This window comes from Candidatus Sphingomonas phytovorans, assembly GCA_029202385.1.
Lineage (GTDB): Bacteria > Pseudomonadota > Alphaproteobacteria > Sphingomonadales > Sphingomonadaceae > Sphingomonas > Sphingomonas phytovorans.
The window spans coordinates 4,492,428-4,512,500 of record CP119314.1; the positions used below are offsets into that span (position 1 = coordinate 4,492,428).

Consider the following 20,073-nt stretch of genomic DNA (forward strand, 5'->3'; position numbering starts at 1 on the left):
TTCCATCACATGGATGCGTTCATGTTTCAATATCAGAAACATGGTTCTCGAGCGACGAACCGGATTAGTCGGTGGAGACCAGGTCCCAGCTTTTTCCGGCCGATTGTGCCATGCGTTGCATGCCAGCGCCGGCGCAGACCGAGAGTACCTGGCACGGTTCCCCGCCGACCCAGACATAGGCGTGCGCCATGCCGCTGTCGAAATAGACCGAATCGCCCTGAGCAAGCGGCAGCGGCGCGTAGAGATCGGAGTGAAGCTCCATCGCGCCCGAAAGGATATAGAGATATTCCTCGCCGGAATGGCGGACCAGCCCGCCCAGCTCGTCGACGCTGCGCGCCTTTACTTCGATGATGATCGGCACCATCATCTTCCCCAGCAGATCGGCGGCCGGATAGTGATGGGTGTGGCGTTCGGAGCTGGCGCCGGGCCATTTTCCGGCGCGCTGCACGCTGCGGCGGCCCACGGCGGCGGGGGGCTGCTCGGCCGGCGTGGTGCCCGCGACGAGGCTGCCGATGTCGACGCCCAGGCCCTGCGCCAGCCGCACCAGCTTGTCATAGGTCATCGCCATCTTGCCGTTCTCCAGCTTCGACAGCGTGGAAAAGGGCATGTCGATCCGGGCGGACAATGCCCGGAGCGTCAGCCCCTGCTCGGTTCGCGCGGCCCGCAATGCGAGGCCCGGATGCTGACTCTTGGTACTTGCCTTGGCCATATTCCCTCTCCGGGCATTGCTAGCGCAAACCAGCCGGGCAGGGAACGCCGTTAGCCTGATGAGAAAATGGTTGCCATAAGTGAAACATACGTCATGATGCGCGCGTGTTTCGAGGGAAGCATGGGCAACAGGCGCTTCGATCGAGGGCGCCCAACACCGGCGCCAGGCCGGGCATTCGATACCGGTAAAGGGGAGGAAGCGTGAGCATGCGAATCGTGAAGACCATCGCCTTGTGCCTTGCGGCACTGGCCCTGCCTGCGTCGGGACAGTCGCCGCGTGCGCCTGCGGCATCGCTCGTCCCCGCCGGGGTCACGGCGCAAGCCCCGTCGGCGGGTGCGCAACTGACCGCGACTGACGTCGACAGCTGGCTCGACGGGCTGATGCCCTATAGCATCGAATCGGGCGGAATCGCGGGGGCGGTGGTCGTCGTGGTCAAGGACGGCAAGGTCCTGACCCAGCGCGGCTTCGGCAAGGCCGATGTGAAGACCGGCAAGCGGGTCGATCCGGCGGCGACATTGTTCCGGCCCGGCTCGGTCTCGAAGCTGTTCACCTGGACGGCCGTGATGCAGCAGGTCCAGGCGGGCAAGCTCGATCTCGACAAGGATGTGAACGCCTATCTCGATTTCACCATTCCGCCTGCCTACGGCAAGCCGATCACGCTGCGGAACCTGATGACTCACACCTCGGGCTTCGAGGAGACGGCGAAGTACCTCATCACGACCAAGCCCGAGGACAACCGGCCCCTCGACGCGGTGCTGAAGCGCTGGGTGCCGCACCGGATCTATGCGCCGGGCAGCACGGCTTCCTATTCCAACTATGGCGCGTCGCTCGCCGGCTATCTGGTCGAGCGGGTCTCGGGCGAGAAGTTCGACGACTATGTCCAGCGCCATATCCTGGCGCCGATCGGCATGCGCCATTCGAGCTTCGCCCAGCCGCTGCCGCCCGCGCTCGCCGCGGCCATGTCGCAAGGCTATGCCGTCGCTTCGGGCGAGCCGCAGAAATTCGAGATCATCCCGATGTCCCCGGCCGGGGCGCTGTCCTCGACCGGTGCCGACATGGCCCAGTTCATGATCGCGCACCTCGCCCAGGGCGGGCCCTTGCTCAACCCGCAGACCGCCGCGCTGATGCATGCGACCGCCAACACGCCGATCCCCGGCCTGCCGGGCATGGCGCTCGGTTTCTATCATGAGGACCGCAACGGGCTGAACATCGTCGGGCATGGCGGCGACACCAACTGGTTCCATTCCGATCTGCATCTGTATCTCGACAAGAATGTCGGGCTGTTCGTGTCGTTCAACAGCTCGGGCAAGGCGGGGGCGGCACACACCCTGCGCGGCAAGCTGTTCGAGGGCTTCTCCGACCGTTATTTCCCGCAGCCCGCGCCTGAACTGCCGACGCTTGCCACGGCGGCGGAGCATGGGCGCCTGCTGGTCGGCCACTATGTCAGCAGCCGTGGTTCGCTGACCAACTGGCTGCGTATCGCCACCCTGCTTGGCGAGGCGACGGTCGTGCTCAACGACGACAAGACGATCACGGTGTCAGCCCTGACCGATGCCGCCGGCGCGCCGAAGCGCTGGCGCGAGGTGGCGCCGTGGCAATGGCAGGAGGTCGGCGGCGACGATCGGCTCGGCGCGCTGGTGAGGGACGGCAAGGTCGTTGCCCTGGCGCCCAAGGGAATCGCCGCGATCATCCTGTTCCTGCCGGCTTCCACGTCGCTGAATGCCGGGTGGATCGTGCCGACACTGCTCGCGGCGCTGGCGGTGATGCTGGTGACCGCCCTGTCCTGGCCGATCGTCGCGCTGGTGCGCCGTCGTTATGGCTATCGCCCGTCGATCGCAGGGAGGCCGCTGATGCTGCACCGGGCGACGCGGATCACGGCATGGATAGCGCTAATCGTCGCGGGCGGCTGGATGGCGATGCTGGCGGTGCTGGGCAGCAACCTCGCGGCGCTCGACGGGCGGCTCGATATCTGGATGCGGCTGCTGCAGCTGCTGACGCTGGTCGCCGTCGCGGGCACCGCGCTGACCCTCTGGAATGCCTGGACGATGGCACGCAGTTCGGACCGCAAGCGACTGGCGACGGGATGGACCGTGCTGGTCGCGATCTCAGCCGTCTATCTGGTCTGGCTGGCGTTCAGCCTGCGGACGATGACGCCCGACCTGAATTTCTAGGGCAGGGCGCAACCGGCACCGGCGGGGAGGATATCGTTCGCTCCCCGCCGGGCCGAATAAACTTTGAAGGCAATCTCCGGGGTGTGTCGATCGGCGCCCGGGCCCATGTCATGATCCGCAAGAACGGAGCAACGACATGACCTATTCTTACAAGACGATCCCGTCGCCGGTCGGCGACCTGAAGCTGGTCGCGAGCGACAAGGGGCTGGCTGCGATCCTGTGGGAGAATGATCGTCCGGGCCGAGTCCGGCTTGGCGTGATGGTCGAGGACGCGGACCATCCCGTGCTGGTCGAGACCGGGCGGCAGCTCGACGCCTATTTCGCCGGTACGCTGACCGCGTTCACCGTCCCGCTCGATTTCGCTGGCACCGATTTCCAGAAGAGCGTGTGGCAGGCGCTGCTGACCATCCCGTTCGGCGAGACGCGCAGCTATGCTGAGATCGCCCGCCAGGTCGGCAGGCCGAGCGCCGTGCGGGCGGTCGGCGCGGCGAACGGGAAGAACCCGATCTCGATCATCGCGCCGTGCCACCGGGTGATCGGATCGAACGGCGCGCTGACCGGCTTTGCCGGCGGGCTGGCGGCGAAGGAACGGCTGCTCGGCCTCGAAAGCGGGCAGGCGGCGTGATCGAGGCGATCGACTGGAGCGGCGTGCAGGCCGCGCTGAACGGGCAGGGCTGGGCGATGCTGCCCGGCCTGCTCTCTGCCGCCGAATGCGATGCGACCACCGCGCTCTATGGGCCGGGGCCGGCCTTCCGCAGCCACGTGGTGATGGCGCGGCACGGCTTCGGGCAGGGCGAATATCGCTATTTCGCTTACCCCCTGCCGCCGCTGGTCGCGGGGCTGCGCGGGGCGCTCTATCCGCGCCTTGCCCCGATCGCCGATCGCTGGAACGAGCGGATGGGGATCGATGCGCGCTTCCCCGGCGATCACGCCGCCTTTCTCGACCGGTGCCATGCGGCGGGGCAGTCGCGGCCGACGCCGCTGCTGCTCCGCTACGGCGCGGGCGATTATAATTGCCTCCACCAGGATCTGTATGGCGAGCATGTCTTTCCGTTACAGGTCGCCATCCTGCTGTCGGCGCCCGGGGAGGACTTTACCGGCGGCGAATTCGTGCTGACCGAGCAACGCCCGCGCATGCAGTCGCGCGCGGAGGTGGTGCCGCTCGCGAGGGGTGATGCCGTGGTGTTCGCGGTCAACCAGCGGCCACAGCGCGGCACGCGCGGCGATTACCGGGTGGCGTTGCGGCATGGGGTCAGCAAGGTCCGCATGGGCCACCGCCACACGCTTGGCATCATCTTCCACGACGCGCGCTGAACGCCGGTCAGGCGCTCAGCGCGGGGCCGTCATGCAAGCGAGGCCATGTCGATCACGAACCGGTAGCGCACGTCGCCCCGTTCCATCCGCTCGAACGCATGGTTGATCTGCTGGATCGGGACGATCTCGCAATCGGGCAGGATGTCCTTTTCCGCGCAGAAGGCGAGCATCTCCTGGGTCTCGACCGTGCCGCCGACTGGCGACCCGGAGATGCGGCGGCGACCCATGATCAGCGGCAGGCTCGAATAGCTGTCCATCATCGCCAGCGCGCCGACGATCACCAGCGTCGAATCCACATCGAGCAGCCCGAGATAGGGCGACAGGTCATGGCCCACCGGAATCGTATCGATGATCAGGTCGAAGGACGAGGCCGCCGCCTGCATCGCGGCGTCGTCTCCGGAAACCAGCACGCGCCCCGCACCAAGCGCCAGCGCATCGGCCGCCTTCGCATCCGACCGGGTGATGACCGTCACTTCCGCGCCAAGCCCGACCGCAAGCTTCACCGCCATATGGCCGAGCCCGCCAAGCCCGATGACGCCGACCCGGCTGCCGGGCACGACATTCCAGGTGCGCAGTGGTGACCAGGTGGTGATGCCGGCGCAGAGCAGGGGCGCCGCATGGGCCGGATCGAGGCCCTTGGGCAACGCCAGGACGAACTCCTCGCGCACGACGATATGCTTCGAATAGCCGCCATAAGTAAGGTCGCCGGTGATCCGGTCCCGCCCGTTATAAGTGAGCGTCACGCCCTCGCGGCACATCTGCTCCTCGTGCTTCAGGCACTGGTCGCAGTGCTGGCAGCTGTCGACGATCGTGCCGACAGCGACCTGGTCGCCGATCTTGTGATGCGTGACGCCGCCCCCGACGGCCGAGACCCGCCCGATGATCTCATGGCCTGGGATCGAGGGATAGATCGCCCCACCCCAGTCGTTGCGGGTCATGTGCAGGTCGGAATGGCAGACGCCGCAATAGAGGATGTCGATCGCTACGTCGTTGTCGCGTAGCTCGCGTCGTTCGAAGGCGAACGGCGCGAGGGGAGATTCGGCGTCCTGTGCCGCATAGCCGATGGTCTTCATGTGATACTCCCGTTGTCAGTGTTGGTGGCGGGCGGCGGTCAGAAACGTTCGCCCACCATCTCCTCACTCTTCGCCCAGAGCGCCCGGGCGTGGTCCGGGTCCAGCGCATAGGGGCGCACGCCGCCGCGAAGGCCTTCGCCCTCGACGATGCCGGCGACGTGGCAATCCTCGCAATATCTGCCGCCCGTCTCTTCCGGGTCGGCGACGATCGCGGCCCAGACCGAGGTCGCCGCGCCTTGCGGGATGGTCTTGAAGCGAAAAGGGGCGCCCCCCGCCGCGGCTTGGGCTTCGTTGATCGATGTGACCAGCGCGTCCATTGCCTCCTGAGTCATATGGCGGGCGAGTTCAGTGTGGATGCCGCCGGGATGGACCGCGGTGGCGCGGATACCCCGCTCCTTGTGGCGCCGGTCGAACTCGACCGCGAACAGGATATTGGCGGTCTTGGAACGGCCATAGGCGACGAATTCGGCATAGCGCGTATGCTCGAAATTCGGGTCGTCGAGATCGACATCGGCGAAGCGATGGCCCGCCGATGACAGGTTCACCAGCCGCCCGCCCGCATTGATCAGCGAGGCGATTCGGTTGACCAGCACGAAATGGCCGAGATGGTTCGTACCGAACTGGGTCTCGAACCCGTTGGCGGTGGTGCCTTTCGGAGTCGCCATGACACCGGCATTGGCGATCACCACGTCGAAGCGGCGGCCATCGGCAAGCAGCGCGTCGGCGCAGGCGCGCACGCTGGCGAGATCGGCCAGGTCGAGCTGGACCAGTTCAAGGCTGCCGCCATTGGCTGCCTGGTCGCGCACCACCTGGGTCGCATGTTCCGCCTTGGCGAGGTCGCGCGCGGCGCCGACCACATGCGCCCCGTGAGCGGCAAGGGCGCGCGCCGTCTCGACGCCGAGGCCGGCCGAGGCGCCGGTCACCAGGATGCGCTTGCCGCGCAGGGATACGCCGTCGAGTATTTCGTCGGTGGTCGTGGTGTCGCCGAAAGTGCCGCTCATGGGGATTTCCTAGCAAAGGGTGGGCAGGTTGCGGCGCCTATCTGGTCGGCGCGGCCCCGATCCGCGCGCCTGATCGTGTCGAGTTCTTGCCCGATCCTATCAGCCGATTGGCGTGCCGACCGTATTGCGCTTGTTTCGTGCGCCCTGCGCGCCATGTTGCAGGCATGCAGGACCAGCTCGATCGATTGTGCGCCCTTGCCTTGCGGCATCACGACGATGGCCGGCGTGGCGGTGTAATCCCGCGCCTGGCGGTGCACGTCAGCGGGGCGCCGACCGGGGCCCTGCCCGGCATGTACGAGCCGATGATCTGCATCGTCCTGCAGGGGGCGAAGCAGGTGATGATCGGCGACCGCCTGTTGCACTATGGCGCGGCTGACCAGCTCATCGCCTCGATCGACCTGCCGGTGTCTGGCTGCATCGTCGAGGCAAGCGCGGACAAGCCTTATATCGTGGTCAGCATGGCGTTGAACCAGGACGCGGTGACGTCCCTGCTATCGGACCTGCCGCTCCGGGCGGAGGAGCCGACCGCCGGCTTCGCGGTCGGCTCGGTGACGTCGCAGCTGCTCGATTCCTGGGCGAGGCTGCTTGCCCTGTTCGAGTCTCCCGGCGATGTCCCGGTGCTGGCGCCGATGCTCGAGCGGGAGATCCTCTATCGTATCCTGCAGGGGCCGCAGGGTGGCCTGCTGCGCCAGGCGGCGATGGCCGACAGCCGCTTGTCGCAGGTGCGCGCCGCGATCGGCTGGATCCGGACCCATTTCGACAAGCCGCTCCGGGTTGAGGCACTGGCTGAGATCGCCGGGATGAGTCCCGCGTCCTTCCACCGGCACTTCAAGCAGGCAACGGCGATGAGCCCGTTGCAATATCAGAAATCCCTGCGCCTCCAGCAGGCGCGCCGCCTGCTGATCGCCAGTGCCGACGCCTCGCGCGCGGCCTATTCGGTCGGTTATGAAAGCGCATCGCAGTTCAGCCGGGAATATGCGCGGATGTTCGGTTGCCCGCCGGCACGCGACGCGGAGCGATTGCGTGGCCAGGGCGCTCTGGAAATTGCCGACGCCGCCTGAATCGGACGGCAGACCGGGCTCGCAAACCCAACGCGGCTATGGCGTCCCGCCCGTCGCCGCGCTAGGGTTTCAGGATTATATATCCTATAGGAGCGGTCCGGGTGATGATTAGCGTATATCGGACGGCGGCGCTTTCGGCCGCCCTGGTTCTTGGCATCGGGGCTTTGGCACTGCCGGCACAGGCGCAGGATTGCCGTTCGATCGCTGATCCGGCCCGGCGGCTCGCCTGCTACGACCAGCAGCAGGGACCCCCTGCAGCAACGCCTGCCCCGACGGCCGAACCGGTCCGGCCGGAGCCCGGTCATGCCGCCGTGCGCGAGGCGAGGGCGCCCGAGCCCGCGGCACCCAAATCGGGATTCCGCAGCACCATCGCCGGCATTTCTCCGACGAGCTTCGGGTTGTACGAGTTCCGGCTCGCCGATGGCAGCGTGTGGAGCACCACCACCAGCGGTGGCGCGCGGCCTGCCGTCGGCGATGTAGTGACCTATCGTCGCAGCATGCTCGGCGCGCATTTCTTCGACATCAAGGGCCGGCGCTCGGTGACGGTGCGGCGCGAGCGCTGAGATCGCGTTGGCGATCAGCCGGCGCCGCCGCCGAGTACGTTGATCGAAAAGGCCAGCACGCCGATGTTGAACACGAAGGCGGCGAGGCAATGGCCGATCGCGACGCGCCTGATCCGCGCGGAACTGATGGCAGTGTCGGATGTCTGGAAGGTCATTCCCAGCGTGAAGCTGAAATAGACGAAGTCCCAGTAATCCGGCTCCGGACATTTCGAGATGTCGATGCCGCCGGTGTCACCGCCCCCGCCGGCGCGCGAATAGAACATATGGGCATAATGCAGGGCATAGACGGTGTTCGAGAACAGCCAGGCCAGCGCGAGCGTCACGATCAGCAAGGCGGTGGAGACCGGGTTTCCCTTGCCGCTCAGCAGTTCGCTCGCGACCGACACCAGCACCACCAGCGAGACAAGCGCGGTGAGCGCCAGCAGCAGGGCGCGGTTGGCGTCATTGTCCTTGGCGTGCTGCCGCATGTCGTCGGTCGTGTCGCGGAGCAGGGGGGCGACCAGCAGCAGGAACAGGGCGCTGGCGATGTCGAATGCGGCCATCGTGCCGCGCCCCTTGCCGAGCATCGGGATCAGGACCGCGAGCCCGGCCGCGAACACCAGGATGAAGACGACGAATCGCGCCGGGGCGATCTTCCTGCCGAGTTGCATGACATCGTCCCCGAAGACAGAGGCACGCCATGGTTGGGCGCCTGTTATCCAGAGGCTAGCGCTTGACGCCGCCCTCGCATAGATAGCGCGCCTTTATGGCCCGTATTGAAACCCCAAAGCGCATCCGCGGCACGCAGGATATCTTCGGCGACGAGCAACGGCGCTTCGCGCGCGTGCTCGCGGCATTCGATCATGTACGGCGGCTCTACGGGTTTCAGCGCGTCGACGTGCCGGTGTTCGAATCGACCGCCGTGTTCGCGCGCTCGCTCGGCGAGACGACCGACGTCGTCTCGAAAGAAATGTACACCTTCGAGGATCGCGGCGGGGACTCCCTGACGCTGCGTCCCGAATTCACCGCGGGGATCGCGCGCGCCTATCTGACCGAGGGCTGGCAGCAATATGCGCCGCTGAAGCTGGCGACCGCGGGCCCCGTGTTCCGCTACGAGCGACCGCAAAAGGGGCGGTTCCGCCAGTTTCACCAGATCGACGCGGAAGTGATCGGCGCGGCCGAGCCGGCGGCGGACGTCGAGCTTCTGGTGTTCGCCGATCAGCTCCTGCGCGAACTCGGTATCTCGGACGGCGTGACCTTGCAGCTCAACACGCTGGGCGATGCGGAGACGCGGGACGCGTGGCGTGCCGCGCTGATTACCCATTTCGGGCAGCACAAGGGCGACCTGTCTGCGGAAAGTCAGGATCGTCTCGAACGGAATCCCCTGCGTATCCTCGATACCAAGGATCCCGGGGACCGACCGATCGCCGACGCTGCGCCCGATATCGACGCCTACCTAACCAGCGAGGCTGGCGCGTTCTTCGAAAGCGTGACCAGGGGGCTGGATGCCGCCGGGGTCGCGTGGACGCGCAACGCGCGGCTGGTGCGCGGTCTCGATTATTACCGGCACACGGCGTTCGAATTCGTCACCGACCGGCTCGGCGCGCAGGGCACGGTGCTGGCCGGGGGCCGCTATGACGGGCTGATCGGTGCGCTGGGCGGCAACGAGACGCCGGGTGTCGGCTGGGCGGCTGGCGTCGAGCGGCTGGCGATGCTGATCGACGAGCCTGCGGCCGAGCGGATCGACGCGGTGATCGTGCCGATGGGCGAGGCAGCCGAGCTTCGCGCGACGGGTATCCTCGCCGATCTCCGCCGCGCCGGAATCGCGGCCGACATGGCGTTCAAGGGCAATATGAAGCGGCGGCTGGCCAGGGCCGATGCGCAGGGTGCGCGCTTCGCGATCATCCTCGGCGACGACGAACTCGCCAAGGGTGTCGCCGCGGTGAAGGCGCTTGGCGCCGGCACGCAGGACGAGGTGCCGTTCGACGATCTCGCGCGGGTGTTGAGCGCCTGATGTCGACGATCTCGGGGGAACGGATCGCGCAGATCGAGGCGCGGCGCGACGAGTTGCAGGCGCTGATGGCGACCGGTGACCTGCCGTCCGACCGTTTCGTCGCCGTTTCCAAGGAATATGCCGAGCTTGAGCCGGTGGCGCGGGCGGCGGGCGAAGTGCGGCGGCTTCGCGCCGAGCTGCATGTGCTGGCTGGCATGGAGAACGAGGCCGATCCCGAGATCCGCGCCATGGCGCGCGAGGAGATCGAGGCGATCCGCGGGACCCTGCCCGAGGCGGAACGCTCACTGGCGCTGTCGCTGCTGCCGCGCGATGCCGCGGACGAGCGCGCCGCGATGCTCGAGATCCGCGCCGGGACCGGCGGCGACGAGGCGGCGCTGTTCGCCGGCGACCTGTTCCGCATGTACCAGCGCTATGCCGAATCGCAGGGCTGGCGGGTCGACCTGATCTCGGCGTCCTCCTCCGAATCGGGCGGCTTCAAGGAAGCAATCGCCTCGGTCGAGGGCAAGGGCGTGTTCGCCAAGCTGAAGTTCGAAAGCGGCGTTCACCGCGTGCAGCGCGTGCCCGTCACCGAGGCGGGCGGGCGAATCCACACCTCCGCCGCCACTGTCGCGGTGCTGCCCGAGGCGGAGGAGGTCGACGTCAAGATCGACGACAAGGACCTGCGCATCGATATCTACCGGTCGTCCGGGCCGGGCGGGCAATCGGTCAACACGACCGATTCAGCGGTGCGGATCGTGCATATCCCCACTGGCCTGGTGGTGATCCAGCAGGACGAGAAATCGCAGCACAAGAACAAGGCCAAGGCGATGAAGGTGCTGCGCACCCGCCTGTACGAGCTTGAGCGCGACCGGCTTCACACCGAGCGCGCCGGCGCGCGCAAGTCTATGGTGGGGTCGGGCGATCGTTCGGAGCGGATCAGGACCTATAATTTCCCGCAAGGCCGGGTGACCGACCACCGGATCAACCTGACGCTTCACCGTCTGCCGGAAATCCTGCAGGGCGAGCTTGACGAACTGATCGGCGCGCTGATCGCCGAGGACGAGGCCGAAAGGCTTGCGAGCCTCGATGGTTAGTCTCTCCCCTCCCGCTTGCGGGAGGGGCTGGGGGTGGGCGCCCGGCCGACCTCAAGCGGAACATTTGCGGTGAGCGCGAGCCCACCCCTCAATCCCCTCCCGCAAGCGGGAGGGGAGGTAAGACGGGCGCTTGCCGGTGCCGCTGCCTCATTTGCCAGTATCTCCGAAACGCCGCGCCTCGATGCCGAACTCCTGATGGCTCATGCCCTCGGCGCGACCCGCGAATCCCTGCTCCTTCGCCATCTCGACGATCCGGTCCCGGCAACCTTCGCGCCGCTCGTCGCCCGCCGTCGGAAGCATGAGCCGATCGCCTATCTCACCGGTACCCGCGCCTTCTGGACGATCGAGCTGCAGGTCGGACCGGGCGCCCTTGTTCCCCGTGCCGACAGCGAGACCCTGATTGAGGCGGCGGTCGACCATTTCACCGGTCGCGCGCCCGCGACGATCCTCGATCTGGGTACCGGTCCCGGCACCCTGCTGCTCGCCGCGCTCGACCAATGGCGAGGCGCGACCGGTCTCGGCGTGGACGCATCGGATATCGCCCTCGACATGGCGAGGGCCAACGCCGCCCGGCTGGGCATGGCCGACCGGGCCCGTTTCGAGTCCGGCAACTGGGCCGCAGGGGTCGCTGGGCAGTTCGACCTGATCCTGGCCAACCCGCCCTATATCGGCACCGGCGAGGCGTTGCCGGCCGAGGTGCGCGACCATGAGCCGGCGTCCGCGTTGTTCGCCGGTCCCGATGGTCTCGACGATTATCGTATTATCGTGCCCCAGCTCCCGCGGCTGATCGCGTCCGGCGGGGTCGCGATCCTTGAGATCGGGTCGACCCAGGCCGATGCCGTCACCGCGCTTCTGGTCGCGCAGGGACTGTCGGTCACGCTGCGGCGGGACCTGGGCAATAATCCTCGTGTGTTGATCGCGACTTGAATCAGCATAAAAACTTCACAATATTCTTCTTGGAGATTGTGCCGCCAGCCGCTATTGAGCGGGGCAGGGGCACGCGTTTTCATCATAACCGGTTGAAAACGGGCTGTTGCCCGCCTCCTTCGTCATGAAGTCGCTGCCGTCCGGCGACCGTGGCAGGCCCGTTTCGCCGATGGTCGGTGCGCACGGGCCAAGGGGCTTGCATCCACATTTCTGGAGCACGACCGGGTTGGTTACGAACGACAGGACAACAACACTTGATCAATAATCGTCAGGCCGGCCGCCGTCGCGGCCGTGGCGGGCAGCAGCAGCGCCCGCAGGGAAATTCGGGCCGTCAGGATAACGGCAACCGCATCGACAACCGTGCGCGTGGCAATGCCGCGCAACTGCTCGAGAAGTACAAGACTCTCGCGCGGGACGCACAGATGCAGGGCGACCGGGTCAACACCGAATATTACCTGCAGTTCGCGGACCATTATTTCCGCGTGCTTGCCGAGACGCGGTCGCGCTTCGAGGAGAACCGGCGCCAGAATGGCGGCGCGGCCTTCGAGGAGGACGAGCAGGAATATGACGAGGACGGCGAGCCGATCGTCCGCGAGCAGAATGCGCGCGACTCCCGCCAGGGCAATGGCAATGGTCAGGACCGGGGTCAGGATCGGGGCAACGAAGGCCAGAGCGGCAACCAGCAGACCGGCCAGTATGACGACGAACGGCCCCGTTCGCGCAACGGCAATGGCGACCGGAACGGCAATGGCTATGGCGATGCCGGCAATGGCCGCTACGCCCGTGAGGACCGTGCCGAGCGCAACGATCGCAATGGCAATGCCCGCGAGGACCGGGGCGACCGCAACGGTAACGCCCGTGAAGAGCGGAACGAGCGCAACGCGAATGACCGCAACGGCAATGAGCGCGGCGATCGCACCGTGGGCCGTGGCGAGGATCGCGGCAACCGCGCTGCTTCCGTTCAGGTCGACGAGGACCGTGCACCGGTCCGTCAGGAGGCACCGCGCGAGGAGGTTGCGCCCGTGGCCGAGGCCGAGGTCGTCGCACGGCCCCGCCGCGGTCGTCCGCCGCGCCGCCCGGTCGAGGACGAGGCTCCTGCCATGTTCGAGGCCGGTCTGCTGCCGCCGTCGCTGAGCATTTCGGCCGTCTCGACCGAAGAGCCGGAAGAAAAGCCCAAGCGTCGCCGCGGCCGCCCGCCCGCGAGCGAGACGACGACGGTCGGCTGATCCGTCCGGAACGAAGAGAACAGGCCGGTCCCGCGAAAGTGGGGCCGGCCTTTTTCATTCGTCCCCGTGGCAGGGAGGAATCAGAAGGATTGACCTCCGCCGCCGCTGCTCTAGCACGATGGTTCATAACCTAACCGGGAGGACGGTGATGCGGTTCTGGACCATGCTGGCGCTGACGGCGCTGCCGACCACGGTTGCGGCGCAAACGACGCCGACCCTGCCGACCGGACCGAGCACGCAGGGCGATGTTTCGGTGACCATCTATCAGAATGGCCAGTCGCTGGTGCAGGATATCCGCCAGCTCGATCTCCCCGCGGGCCGCACGCGGCAGGAATTCCCCGACGTCTCGGCACAGATCAGGTCGGAGACGGTCACGCTGGGCGGACCCGGCATCGGCATCGTCGAGCAGAATTTCGATTTCGACCTGCTCTCTCCCGACAAGCTGATGGAGAAAGCGGTCGGTTCGGTCGTCACCATCGTCCGCACCAATCCGGCGACCGGTGTCGAGACGCGGGAGCAGGCGAAGGTGCTCGCGGCGAACGGCGGCATCGTGCTGCAGATCGGCAACCGGATCGAGGTGCTGCGCGACGACGGGCTGCCGGTGCGCGTGGTGTTCGACAAGGTGCCGGAGAATCTGCGCGCGCGGCCGACCCTGTCGGTCACCCTGCAGGTCGCGCGCGCCGGGCGGGTACCCGCGACGCTTTCCTATCTGACGCCGGGCCTTGGCTGGACCAGCGACTATGTCATGCTGTTCGACGAGGCGAAGGCGACGGTCGACGTGCAGGGCTGGGTCACGCTGACCAACAGCACGGGCACGACCTACGGCAATGCCGATGTCTTGCTCGTCGCGGGCAATCCCAACCGCACCCCCGGCAGCTTCGAACGGCTCGGTGGCTTCGACCGGCCCGGTAGCGAGGCGATCGAGCAGGCCGGCACCGAAACGGGCACGCGGGAACGGCTCGGCGACTATTATCTCTACCCGCTGGGGGAGCGCACCACGATCGCCAATGCGCAGCAGAAGCAGGTCAGCTTCCTCGACGTGAAGGGCGCGCCGGCGCGCAAGGCCTATGAATGGATCAATGGCTGGCTGGGTACGACGTCCGACCCGCGCAGTGCGGCGACCGTGCTGAAATTCTCGACCTCGAAGAGCGGCGGGCTGGGCGATCAGCTGCCGGCCGGTACGATCCGCGTCTATATGCGCGATGCGCGGGGCGATCCGCAGTTCATCGGCGAGAACCGAATTCCGGCGACGCCGATGGGATCGCAGATGTCGATACGTACCGGCGAGGCGTTCGACGTGAAGGGCATGGCGGTCGTGGTGGAGCGTAAGCGACAGTCGTCAAGCCGCTGGCGTACGACGATGCGCTATGATTTCACCAATGCCCGGCCCGAGCCGGTGACGATCGACCTGGCGCAGGACGGGCTGTGGGGCGATGTCCGCGTGACCGACCAGAGCATCGACGGGGAGCGCATTTCCGCTGACCGGATGGAGTGGAAAGTACCGGTGCCGGCCAATGGCAAGGCATCGCTGAGCGTGGTGTTCGACACACGGTACTGACGGTGCGGCGTCTCGCTCTCCAGATCGCGCTGATGGCCGGATTGCCCGTCGCGGGGCCCGCGTCGGGGCAGGCGATCGTTCAGTCCGACCGGATCGATTCGGTGTCGGTGACGCTCTATCGCGAGCCGGGCCGGGGTGAGGGGGCGATCCGTCCGGGCTGGCCCGGCGGCTATGCGCTGATCACCGAGACGCGGACGATCGCGGTCCCCGCCGGCCGGTCGGTGATCCGCTTCGAGGGTGTGTCCGAAGGCATGCTGCCTGAAAGCGCGATCGTCAGCGGGCTGCCCCGGCGGGTCAACGAGAAGAATCGCGACGCGCGGTTGCTGTCGCCGGCGTCCCTAGTCGACGCCTATCTGAAACGAAGCGTCACCATTCGCCGCACCAATCGCGCGACCGGCAAGGTGACGACGGGGGACGCGGTCATCCAGTCGGGGCCCCGCGGCGGCGTGCTGCTGACCACGGCGGATGGGGTCGAGGCGCTGTCCTGTTCGGGCCTGCCCGAATCGCTGTCCTATCCCGGCGTACCCGAAGGTCTTTCCGCCAAGCCGACGCTGTCGGTGGTGACGGACAGCCCCGTGGCGGCGACCGCGACGGTGCAGCTTTCCTATCTGGCGCAGGGGTTCGACTGGTCGGCCAATTATGTCGCGCGCGTCGCCGATGACGGGAAGACGCTGGACCTGTTCGCCTGGCTGACGGTGGCGAACGGCGGCAGCCAGGGCTTTGCCGGGGCAAGCACCCAGGCCGTGGCGGGCGGTCTTCACCGGGAGCAGGTGCGGCCCTTGCCAAAAGGCCCGCCGCCTGAGCTCCGCCTGCAATGCTGGCCGATGGACATCACCAGCACTCATCCCAAATGGAGCATCGACCGCGCTCCGCCACAGATGGAGATGTTGCGGGGCTATTCCGATATCGTGGTGACCGCATCGCGCCGCGACAGGATGATGATGGCGCCGCCACCCCCGCCGCCGCCACCGGCACCCGTGCCGGTCATGGTCGCGCAGCAGGAGGATCTGGGCGACCTGAAGCTCTATCGCATTCCGGAACCTGTCACCGTCGCTGCACTGAGCCGCAAGCAGGTGGCGATGATCGACCGGAAGGGCGTTCGTTTCGAGCGCATCTATACCGGCGTCTTCAACAGCACGCTCGATGGGCAGTCCGTGGCGATGCCGAGCCAGCCCGCCGAGCTGGTCCTGCGTACCGAGAATAGTGACGCGAAAGGCCTTGGCCTGCCCCTTCCGGCGGGTGCCGTCGCGGTGTTCGAGGCTGCGGGCGGGACGCCGATGCTGGTGGGGGAGAGCGGCCTGAAAGACCGGGCGATCGGCGAGGAGGTCGAGCTGGGCGCCGGCACCAGCCCCGACCTGCGCTATGTGACGACCGCCCTGCCGCGCGGCAAGCGGCGCGCTGCCTTCACGGTGCGCGTCACCAATGCACGGGCGACGCCCGAGACGTTCGAGCTCCCCCTGCCCTTCAAGGTCAAGTCGGCGAGCATGTCGCTGGTCGAGCGCAAGGGAGTGAAGACCTGGCGCGTGGCGGTTCCCGCCAATGACGTGGTGGTGCTGAACGTGACGTTCGACGTCCCGAAATGAGCCCGACATGAGAATGCGAGGCGGCGTCCCGCTGCTGCTCGTCGTCGCGAATGTGCCCGTGGCGGCGCAGACGATGGTGGAATCGGATCGGGTCGATGCCGTATCGGTCACGCTGTACCGCGACCCCCGCCCGCGGGGAGGGTGCGATCCCGCCTGGCTGGCCGGCCGGTTACGCGCTGATCACAGAGACGCGGACGATCGCGATACCCGCGGGCCGATCGGTGATCCGGTTCGAAGGCGTGTCCGAAGGCATGCTGCCCGAAAGCGCGATCGTTACCGGCCTGCCGCGCCGGGTGAACGAGAAGAATCGGGATGCCCGGCTGCTGTCGCCGGCGGCGCTGGTCGATGCATGGCTCAAGCGCCGCGTGACCATCCGCCGCACCAGTCGCCGGATCGGCGCGACGACTACGGGGGAGGCGATCATCCAGTCGGGGCCCAGCGGCGGGGTGTTGCTGACCACGGCGGACGGGGTCGAGGCGTTGTCCTGCTCCGGCCTGCCCGAATCCCTGTCCTATCCGGGTGTGCCCGCGGACCTGTCGGCCAAACCGACCTTGTCCGTTGTGACTGACAGTGTGGCGGCGGCGAACGCGACGGTGCAGCTTTCCTATCTTGCGCAAGGCTTCGACTGGTCGGCTCATTATGTCGCGCGGCTCGGCGAGGATGGGAAGACGCTCGACCTGTTCGCCTGGCTGACCATCGCCAATGGCGGAAGCCAGGGCTTTGCCGACGCCCATACCCAGGCGGTCGCGGGTGCGCCGAACAAGGAGGCCAATGCGAAGCTTCCGGCAGGCCCGGCGCCCGACCTGCACCTGCAATGCTGGCCGATGGACATCACCAGCACCCACCCGCGCTGGGGCATCGACCGGCTGCCCGCGCCGGCACCGCCAGGATTGGTCCAGGGCGATATGGAAGGTTCCGATATCGTCGTGACGGCATCGGCGATGAAACGGGGCTCGCACGAATCGGCTGAGGCGGTCAGTGTGGTGACCGCTGTCCAGGAGGAACTGGGCGACTTGAAGCTCTACCGGATTCCCGAACGCGTCACGGTCGCCGCGCGGAGCCGGAAGCAGGTGGCGATGATCGATCGCAAGGGCGTGCGCTTCGAACGGATCCATGCCGGCACGTTCGAGGAGTTCGACTATGACAGGAACGGCGAGCCCGAAAGCGTTGCGTCGGCCGTGCTGTTGCGGACTGAAAATCGCGACACGAACGGGCTCGGCCTGCCCCTGCCGGCGGGTGGCGTCGCCCTGTTCGAGTCGGTGCGAGGTGCCTCGCTGCTGGTCGCCGAGAGCAGCCTTCGCGATCGGGCGGTCGGCGACGAGGTCGAACTGGGCGCGGGGGAAAGCAGCGACGTCCGCTACACCATCGTCGCGCGGCCCGGATCGGACCGGCGCAAACCCTATTCGGTCAGGGTCACCAACGCCCGCGCCACGCCGATAATCTTCGAGCTGCCGATTCCCTACAAGATCGGTTCGGCGAACGGACCGCTGGTCGAGCGCAAGGGGCTGAAGACTTGGCGCGTGACCGTCCCGGGGCAATGGCGAGGCGAAACTGGACTTCGCGTTGAAACTGGAGACGGCGCGTTAGGGCCGGTCGTGCCGCGGGCCGGTCTTTTCGGGGTCGCGCGCGTCGACCGCCTCGTCATGGCCGGTGCCCGAACTGAGGAACACCAGGCCCATCAGGGCGGAGGCCATCAGTACCGATCCGCCGATGCCGCCGATCGCGGCGAGGATCGCGATCCAGGACAGCGGCCCGTAGAAATGCTGCAGCCCGAACACCGCGGCGAGCCCGCAAAACAGCGAGAACAGGGTCATCCACCCAAGCAGCCGACGATAGCGACGCCAGGCGAATGCCGCCTGTTCGGGGTTATCCAGTCCTGACGGATGCTCGCTCATGCTTCCCATTGGGCCGCAAACGTGGAATCCTCAAGCGCCTCAGGGACTCGGGTCGACGGGTCGCGGACGAGGAGACTGACGATGACGATAGCAGCGATCCTGGCCGGCAAGGGACGCGACGTGATCTCGATCACCGCGCATCAGAGTCTGGCCGAGGCGGTGGCGCTGCTCGCCGACCGGCGGATCGGCGCGGTACCGGTAATGGACGGGGCCCAGGTGGTCGGGATCTTTTCGGAACGCGACGTGATCCATGCGCTCAGCAGCCACGGTGCCGGCGCCCTCGATCGCAAGGTCGGGGAGGTGATGACCTCGCCCGCGATCAGCGTCGGACCGGCCGAAGCGGTGATCGGCGCGCTCTCGCTGATGACCCGGCGGCGAATCCGGCATCTGCCGGTGGTCGAGGGCGGCCGGGTGATCGGGGTCGTCTCGATTGGCGATCTGGTCAAATATCGCATCGACCGGATCGAGGCCGATGCCGAGGCGATGCGGACCTATATCCAGTCGGCGTGATAGTGCCGCGGCGCCGGTGCCGCGACGGGATCAGGCGAGCGGCCTTTTCCGCACGATCGCGATGAGTTCGCGCACCACGCCGCGCGCGAACAGCAGCAGCCACGCCGCATAGACCAGCGCGCCCGTCGCGACGAGAATCGCCAGGCGCGGCAGCGGGTGAAGCGGCGGCAGGATGCTGTCGACCAGCACGACCGCCAGCGCCATGGCGAGCGCGGCAAGCAGGGCTGGCGCGATCGCATCGGCGATGGCGCGGATATTCGTGCCGATCACCGGCAGCGACCGCCACAGGCTGACACCGAGATAGATCGGGTAGGCGACGATCCACGCCATGGCGAGCCCGTCGGGACCCCAGCGCACCCCGACCAGGAAACCGACCGACAGGATCACCGCGCCGATCGCGCCGTTGCGGACGCCGATGCCGGGGCGGCCCCGCGCATCGCAGGCGGGCTGGAGCAGGACCTGGAGCGTCATGAACGGCATGGCCAGCGCAAGCAGGTGGACGACGGGGATCGTCTCGGCCCATTTGTCGCCGAGCACGGTCAGCACCAGCGGTTCGGCCGTGGCGGCCAGGCCGAAATAGAAGGGCAGGGCTGCGATCATGATGATCCGCACGCTGCGCGTGAACGCCGTCGCCACCGCTTCGGTGTCGTGCTGGATTCGCGCATAGGCGGAAAAGGCCACTTCGTTCAGCGGCGGCACGAACTTCGACACGAAGATCTGGGTGAGGAACAGGCTGGTCGTATAGATGCCGAGCATGTGCGGGCTGAAATGCCGGCCGGCGATGAACACATCGGCCTGGCTCTGGAAGAACCAGAAGAGCTGGCCCGCGGCCATCATGCCACCATATTTGGCCAGGCTGCCTGCGCCGCGGAAGTCGAAGCTCGGCCACACCAGCGATTTCGCCGCGATCGTCATGCCGATCGCCCGCACGCTGAACAGGACGATCGGGGCGAGCACCAACGTCCATACGCCGAGCCCGGCCAGCGCGCCGCCCAGTGCTGCGCTCGCGCTTGCGATCGAGGCGAGGATGTTGACCCGGGCCTGCAGGCGGAAATCCATCGTGCGCGACAGCAGCGCATAGGGAAGTGCGATGAAGGGGGTGGTAAGATAGAGCAGCGCCTGCACCCGGAGCAGGTGCATCACGATATCCTGCCGGTAATAGGCCGCGGCGAGCGGGGCGAGCAGGAATTGCGTGGCGCCGAGGCCGAAGTTCAGCAGCACCAGCATGCCGAACAGCTGGCGAATCTCCCGCTTGCCGATCTCGGCCTTCTGGATGAGGCCGCTCGCCAGGCCGTAGCCGTTGAGCATGTTGAGCAGGACGAGAATCACCTGAGTCATCGCGAACAGGCCGTAGTCGTGCGGATCGAGAATCCGAATCACGAGGAAAGTCGCCGCCCATTGCACCAGCTGCGCGAG

Annotated in this window: 18 protein-coding genes (1 of these 18 cut by a window edge); 13 read left to right on the forward strand and 5 right to left on the reverse strand. The window is 67.1% G+C overall.

The features are described 5' to 3' along the window. Positions 1-64 precede the first annotated feature (64 nt). Positions 65-709: an XRE family transcriptional regulator gene (locus P0Y59_20820; GenBank protein ID WEJ99346.1), complete on the reverse strand. Its 645-nt coding sequence runs from the start codon at positions 707-709 to the stop codon at positions 65-67. A 206-nt stretch (positions 710-915) separates the two neighbouring features. Between P0Y59_20820 and P0Y59_20825 the strand changes: the two genes are divergently transcribed. From P0Y59_20825 to P0Y59_20835, 3 genes are all read left to right on the forward strand, one after another. Beyond that, on the forward strand, positions 916-2,880 hold the full coding sequence (locus P0Y59_20825) for a serine hydrolase (GenBank protein ID WEK02638.1): 1,965 nt from the start codon (positions 916-918) through the stop codon (positions 2,878-2,880). 136 nt (positions 2,881-3,016) lie between these two features. Continuing rightward, entirely contained in the window at positions 3,017-3,505 is a 489-nt protein-coding gene (locus tag P0Y59_20830) for a methylated-DNA--[protein]-cysteine S-methyltransferase (protein WEJ99347.1), read from the forward strand. 56 nt (positions 3,506-3,561) lie between these two features. Next, a complete protein-coding gene (locus P0Y59_20835; GenBank protein WEK02639.1) occupies positions 3,562-4,194 on the forward strand; it encodes a 2OG-Fe(II) oxygenase in 633 nt (210 codons plus the stop codon). Between the two features lie 29 nt (positions 4,195-4,223). Here P0Y59_20835 and P0Y59_20840 read toward each other — a convergent pair whose 3' ends face one another. Together P0Y59_20840 and P0Y59_20845 are read right to left on the reverse strand one after the other, a co-directional pair. Next, on the reverse strand, positions 4,224-5,267 hold the full coding sequence (locus P0Y59_20840; protein WEJ99348.1) for an NAD(P)-dependent alcohol dehydrogenase: 1,044 nt from the start codon (positions 5,265-5,267) through the stop codon (positions 4,224-4,226). Positions 5,268-5,305: 38 nt separating this feature from the next. Beyond that, on the reverse strand, positions 5,306-6,268 hold the full coding sequence (locus P0Y59_20845) for an SDR family NAD(P)-dependent oxidoreductase (protein WEJ99349.1): 963 nt from the start codon (positions 6,266-6,268) through the stop codon (positions 5,306-5,308). 164 nt (positions 6,269-6,432) lie between these two features. Between P0Y59_20845 and P0Y59_20850 the strand changes: the two genes are divergently transcribed. Together P0Y59_20850 and P0Y59_20855 are read left to right on the forward strand one after the other, a co-directional pair. Then, on the forward strand, positions 6,433-7,329 hold the full coding sequence (locus P0Y59_20850) for an AraC family transcriptional regulator (GenBank protein WEJ99350.1): 897 nt from the start codon (positions 6,433-6,435) through the stop codon (positions 7,327-7,329). A 104-nt stretch (positions 7,330-7,433) separates the two neighbouring features. Next, the gene (locus P0Y59_20855; protein WEJ99351.1) at positions 7,434-7,892 is read left to right on the forward strand and encodes a hypothetical protein; all 459 of its coding nucleotides are present in this window, start codon (positions 7,434-7,436) and stop codon (positions 7,890-7,892) included. A 14-nt stretch (positions 7,893-7,906) separates the two neighbouring features. Here P0Y59_20855 and P0Y59_20860 read toward each other — a convergent pair whose 3' ends face one another. After that, the gene (locus P0Y59_20860) at positions 7,907-8,542 is read right to left on the reverse strand and encodes a DUF1345 domain-containing protein (protein WEJ99352.1); all 636 of its coding nucleotides are present in this window, start codon (positions 8,540-8,542) and stop codon (positions 7,907-7,909) included. Positions 8,543-8,637: 95 nt separating this feature from the next. On the opposite strand from P0Y59_20860, the gene hisS reads away from it, so the two are divergent. The 8 genes from hisS (at position 8,638) to P0Y59_20900 (ending at position 18,657) form a co-directional block, all read left to right on the forward strand. After that, the gene (gene hisS, locus P0Y59_20865; protein WEJ99353.1) at positions 8,638-9,885 is read left to right on the forward strand and encodes a histidine--tRNA ligase; all 1,248 of its coding nucleotides are present in this window, start codon (positions 8,638-8,640) and stop codon (positions 9,883-9,885) included. Beyond that, complete coding sequence (gene prfA / locus P0Y59_20870; GenBank protein WEJ99354.1) at positions 9,885-10,958, forward strand: peptide chain release factor 1; 1,074 nt, start codon at positions 9,885-9,887, stop codon at positions 10,956-10,958. The genes hisS and prfA overlap by 1 nt, the downstream gene beginning before the upstream one ends. A gap of 69 nt (positions 10,959-11,027) precedes the next feature. After that, positions 11,028-11,885: a peptide chain release factor N(5)-glutamine methyltransferase gene (prmC, locus tag P0Y59_20875; protein ID WEJ99355.1), complete on the forward strand. Its 858-nt coding sequence runs from the start codon at positions 11,028-11,030 to the stop codon at positions 11,883-11,885. Positions 11,886-12,139: 254 nt separating this feature from the next. Next, on the forward strand, positions 12,140-13,111 hold the full coding sequence (locus P0Y59_20880; protein WEJ99356.1) for a DUF4167 domain-containing protein: 972 nt from the start codon (positions 12,140-12,142) through the stop codon (positions 13,109-13,111). 148 nt (positions 13,112-13,259) lie between these two features. Beyond that, positions 13,260-14,669, forward strand: coding sequence for a DUF4139 domain-containing protein (locus tag P0Y59_20885; protein ID WEJ99357.1), 1,410 nt, complete (start codon positions 13,260-13,262; stop codon positions 14,667-14,669). Between the two features lie 2 nt (positions 14,670-14,671). Then, a complete protein-coding gene (locus P0Y59_20890; GenBank protein WEJ99358.1) occupies positions 14,672-16,252 on the forward strand; it encodes a hypothetical protein in 1,581 nt (526 codons plus the stop codon). A gap of 221 nt (positions 16,253-16,473) precedes the next feature. Further along, a complete protein-coding gene (locus tag P0Y59_20895; GenBank protein WEJ99359.1) occupies positions 16,474-18,132 on the forward strand; it encodes a hypothetical protein in 1,659 nt (552 codons plus the stop codon). A 96-nt stretch (positions 18,133-18,228) separates the two neighbouring features. After that, on the forward strand, positions 18,229-18,657 hold the full coding sequence (locus P0Y59_20900) for a CBS domain-containing protein (protein WEJ99360.1): 429 nt from the start codon (positions 18,229-18,231) through the stop codon (positions 18,655-18,657). Positions 18,658-18,687: 30 nt separating this feature from the next. On the opposite strand, the gene P0Y59_20905 is transcribed toward P0Y59_20900, so the two are convergent. Continuing rightward, positions 18,688-20,073, reverse strand: partial view of a lipopolysaccharide biosynthesis protein gene (locus P0Y59_20905; GenBank protein ID WEJ99361.1) — the 3' portion only. 93 nt of this gene lie beyond the right edge of the window; 1,386 of the gene's 1,479 nt are visible here — the last part of the coding sequence; the start codon falls outside the window, past its right edge; its stop codon occupies positions 18,688-18,690.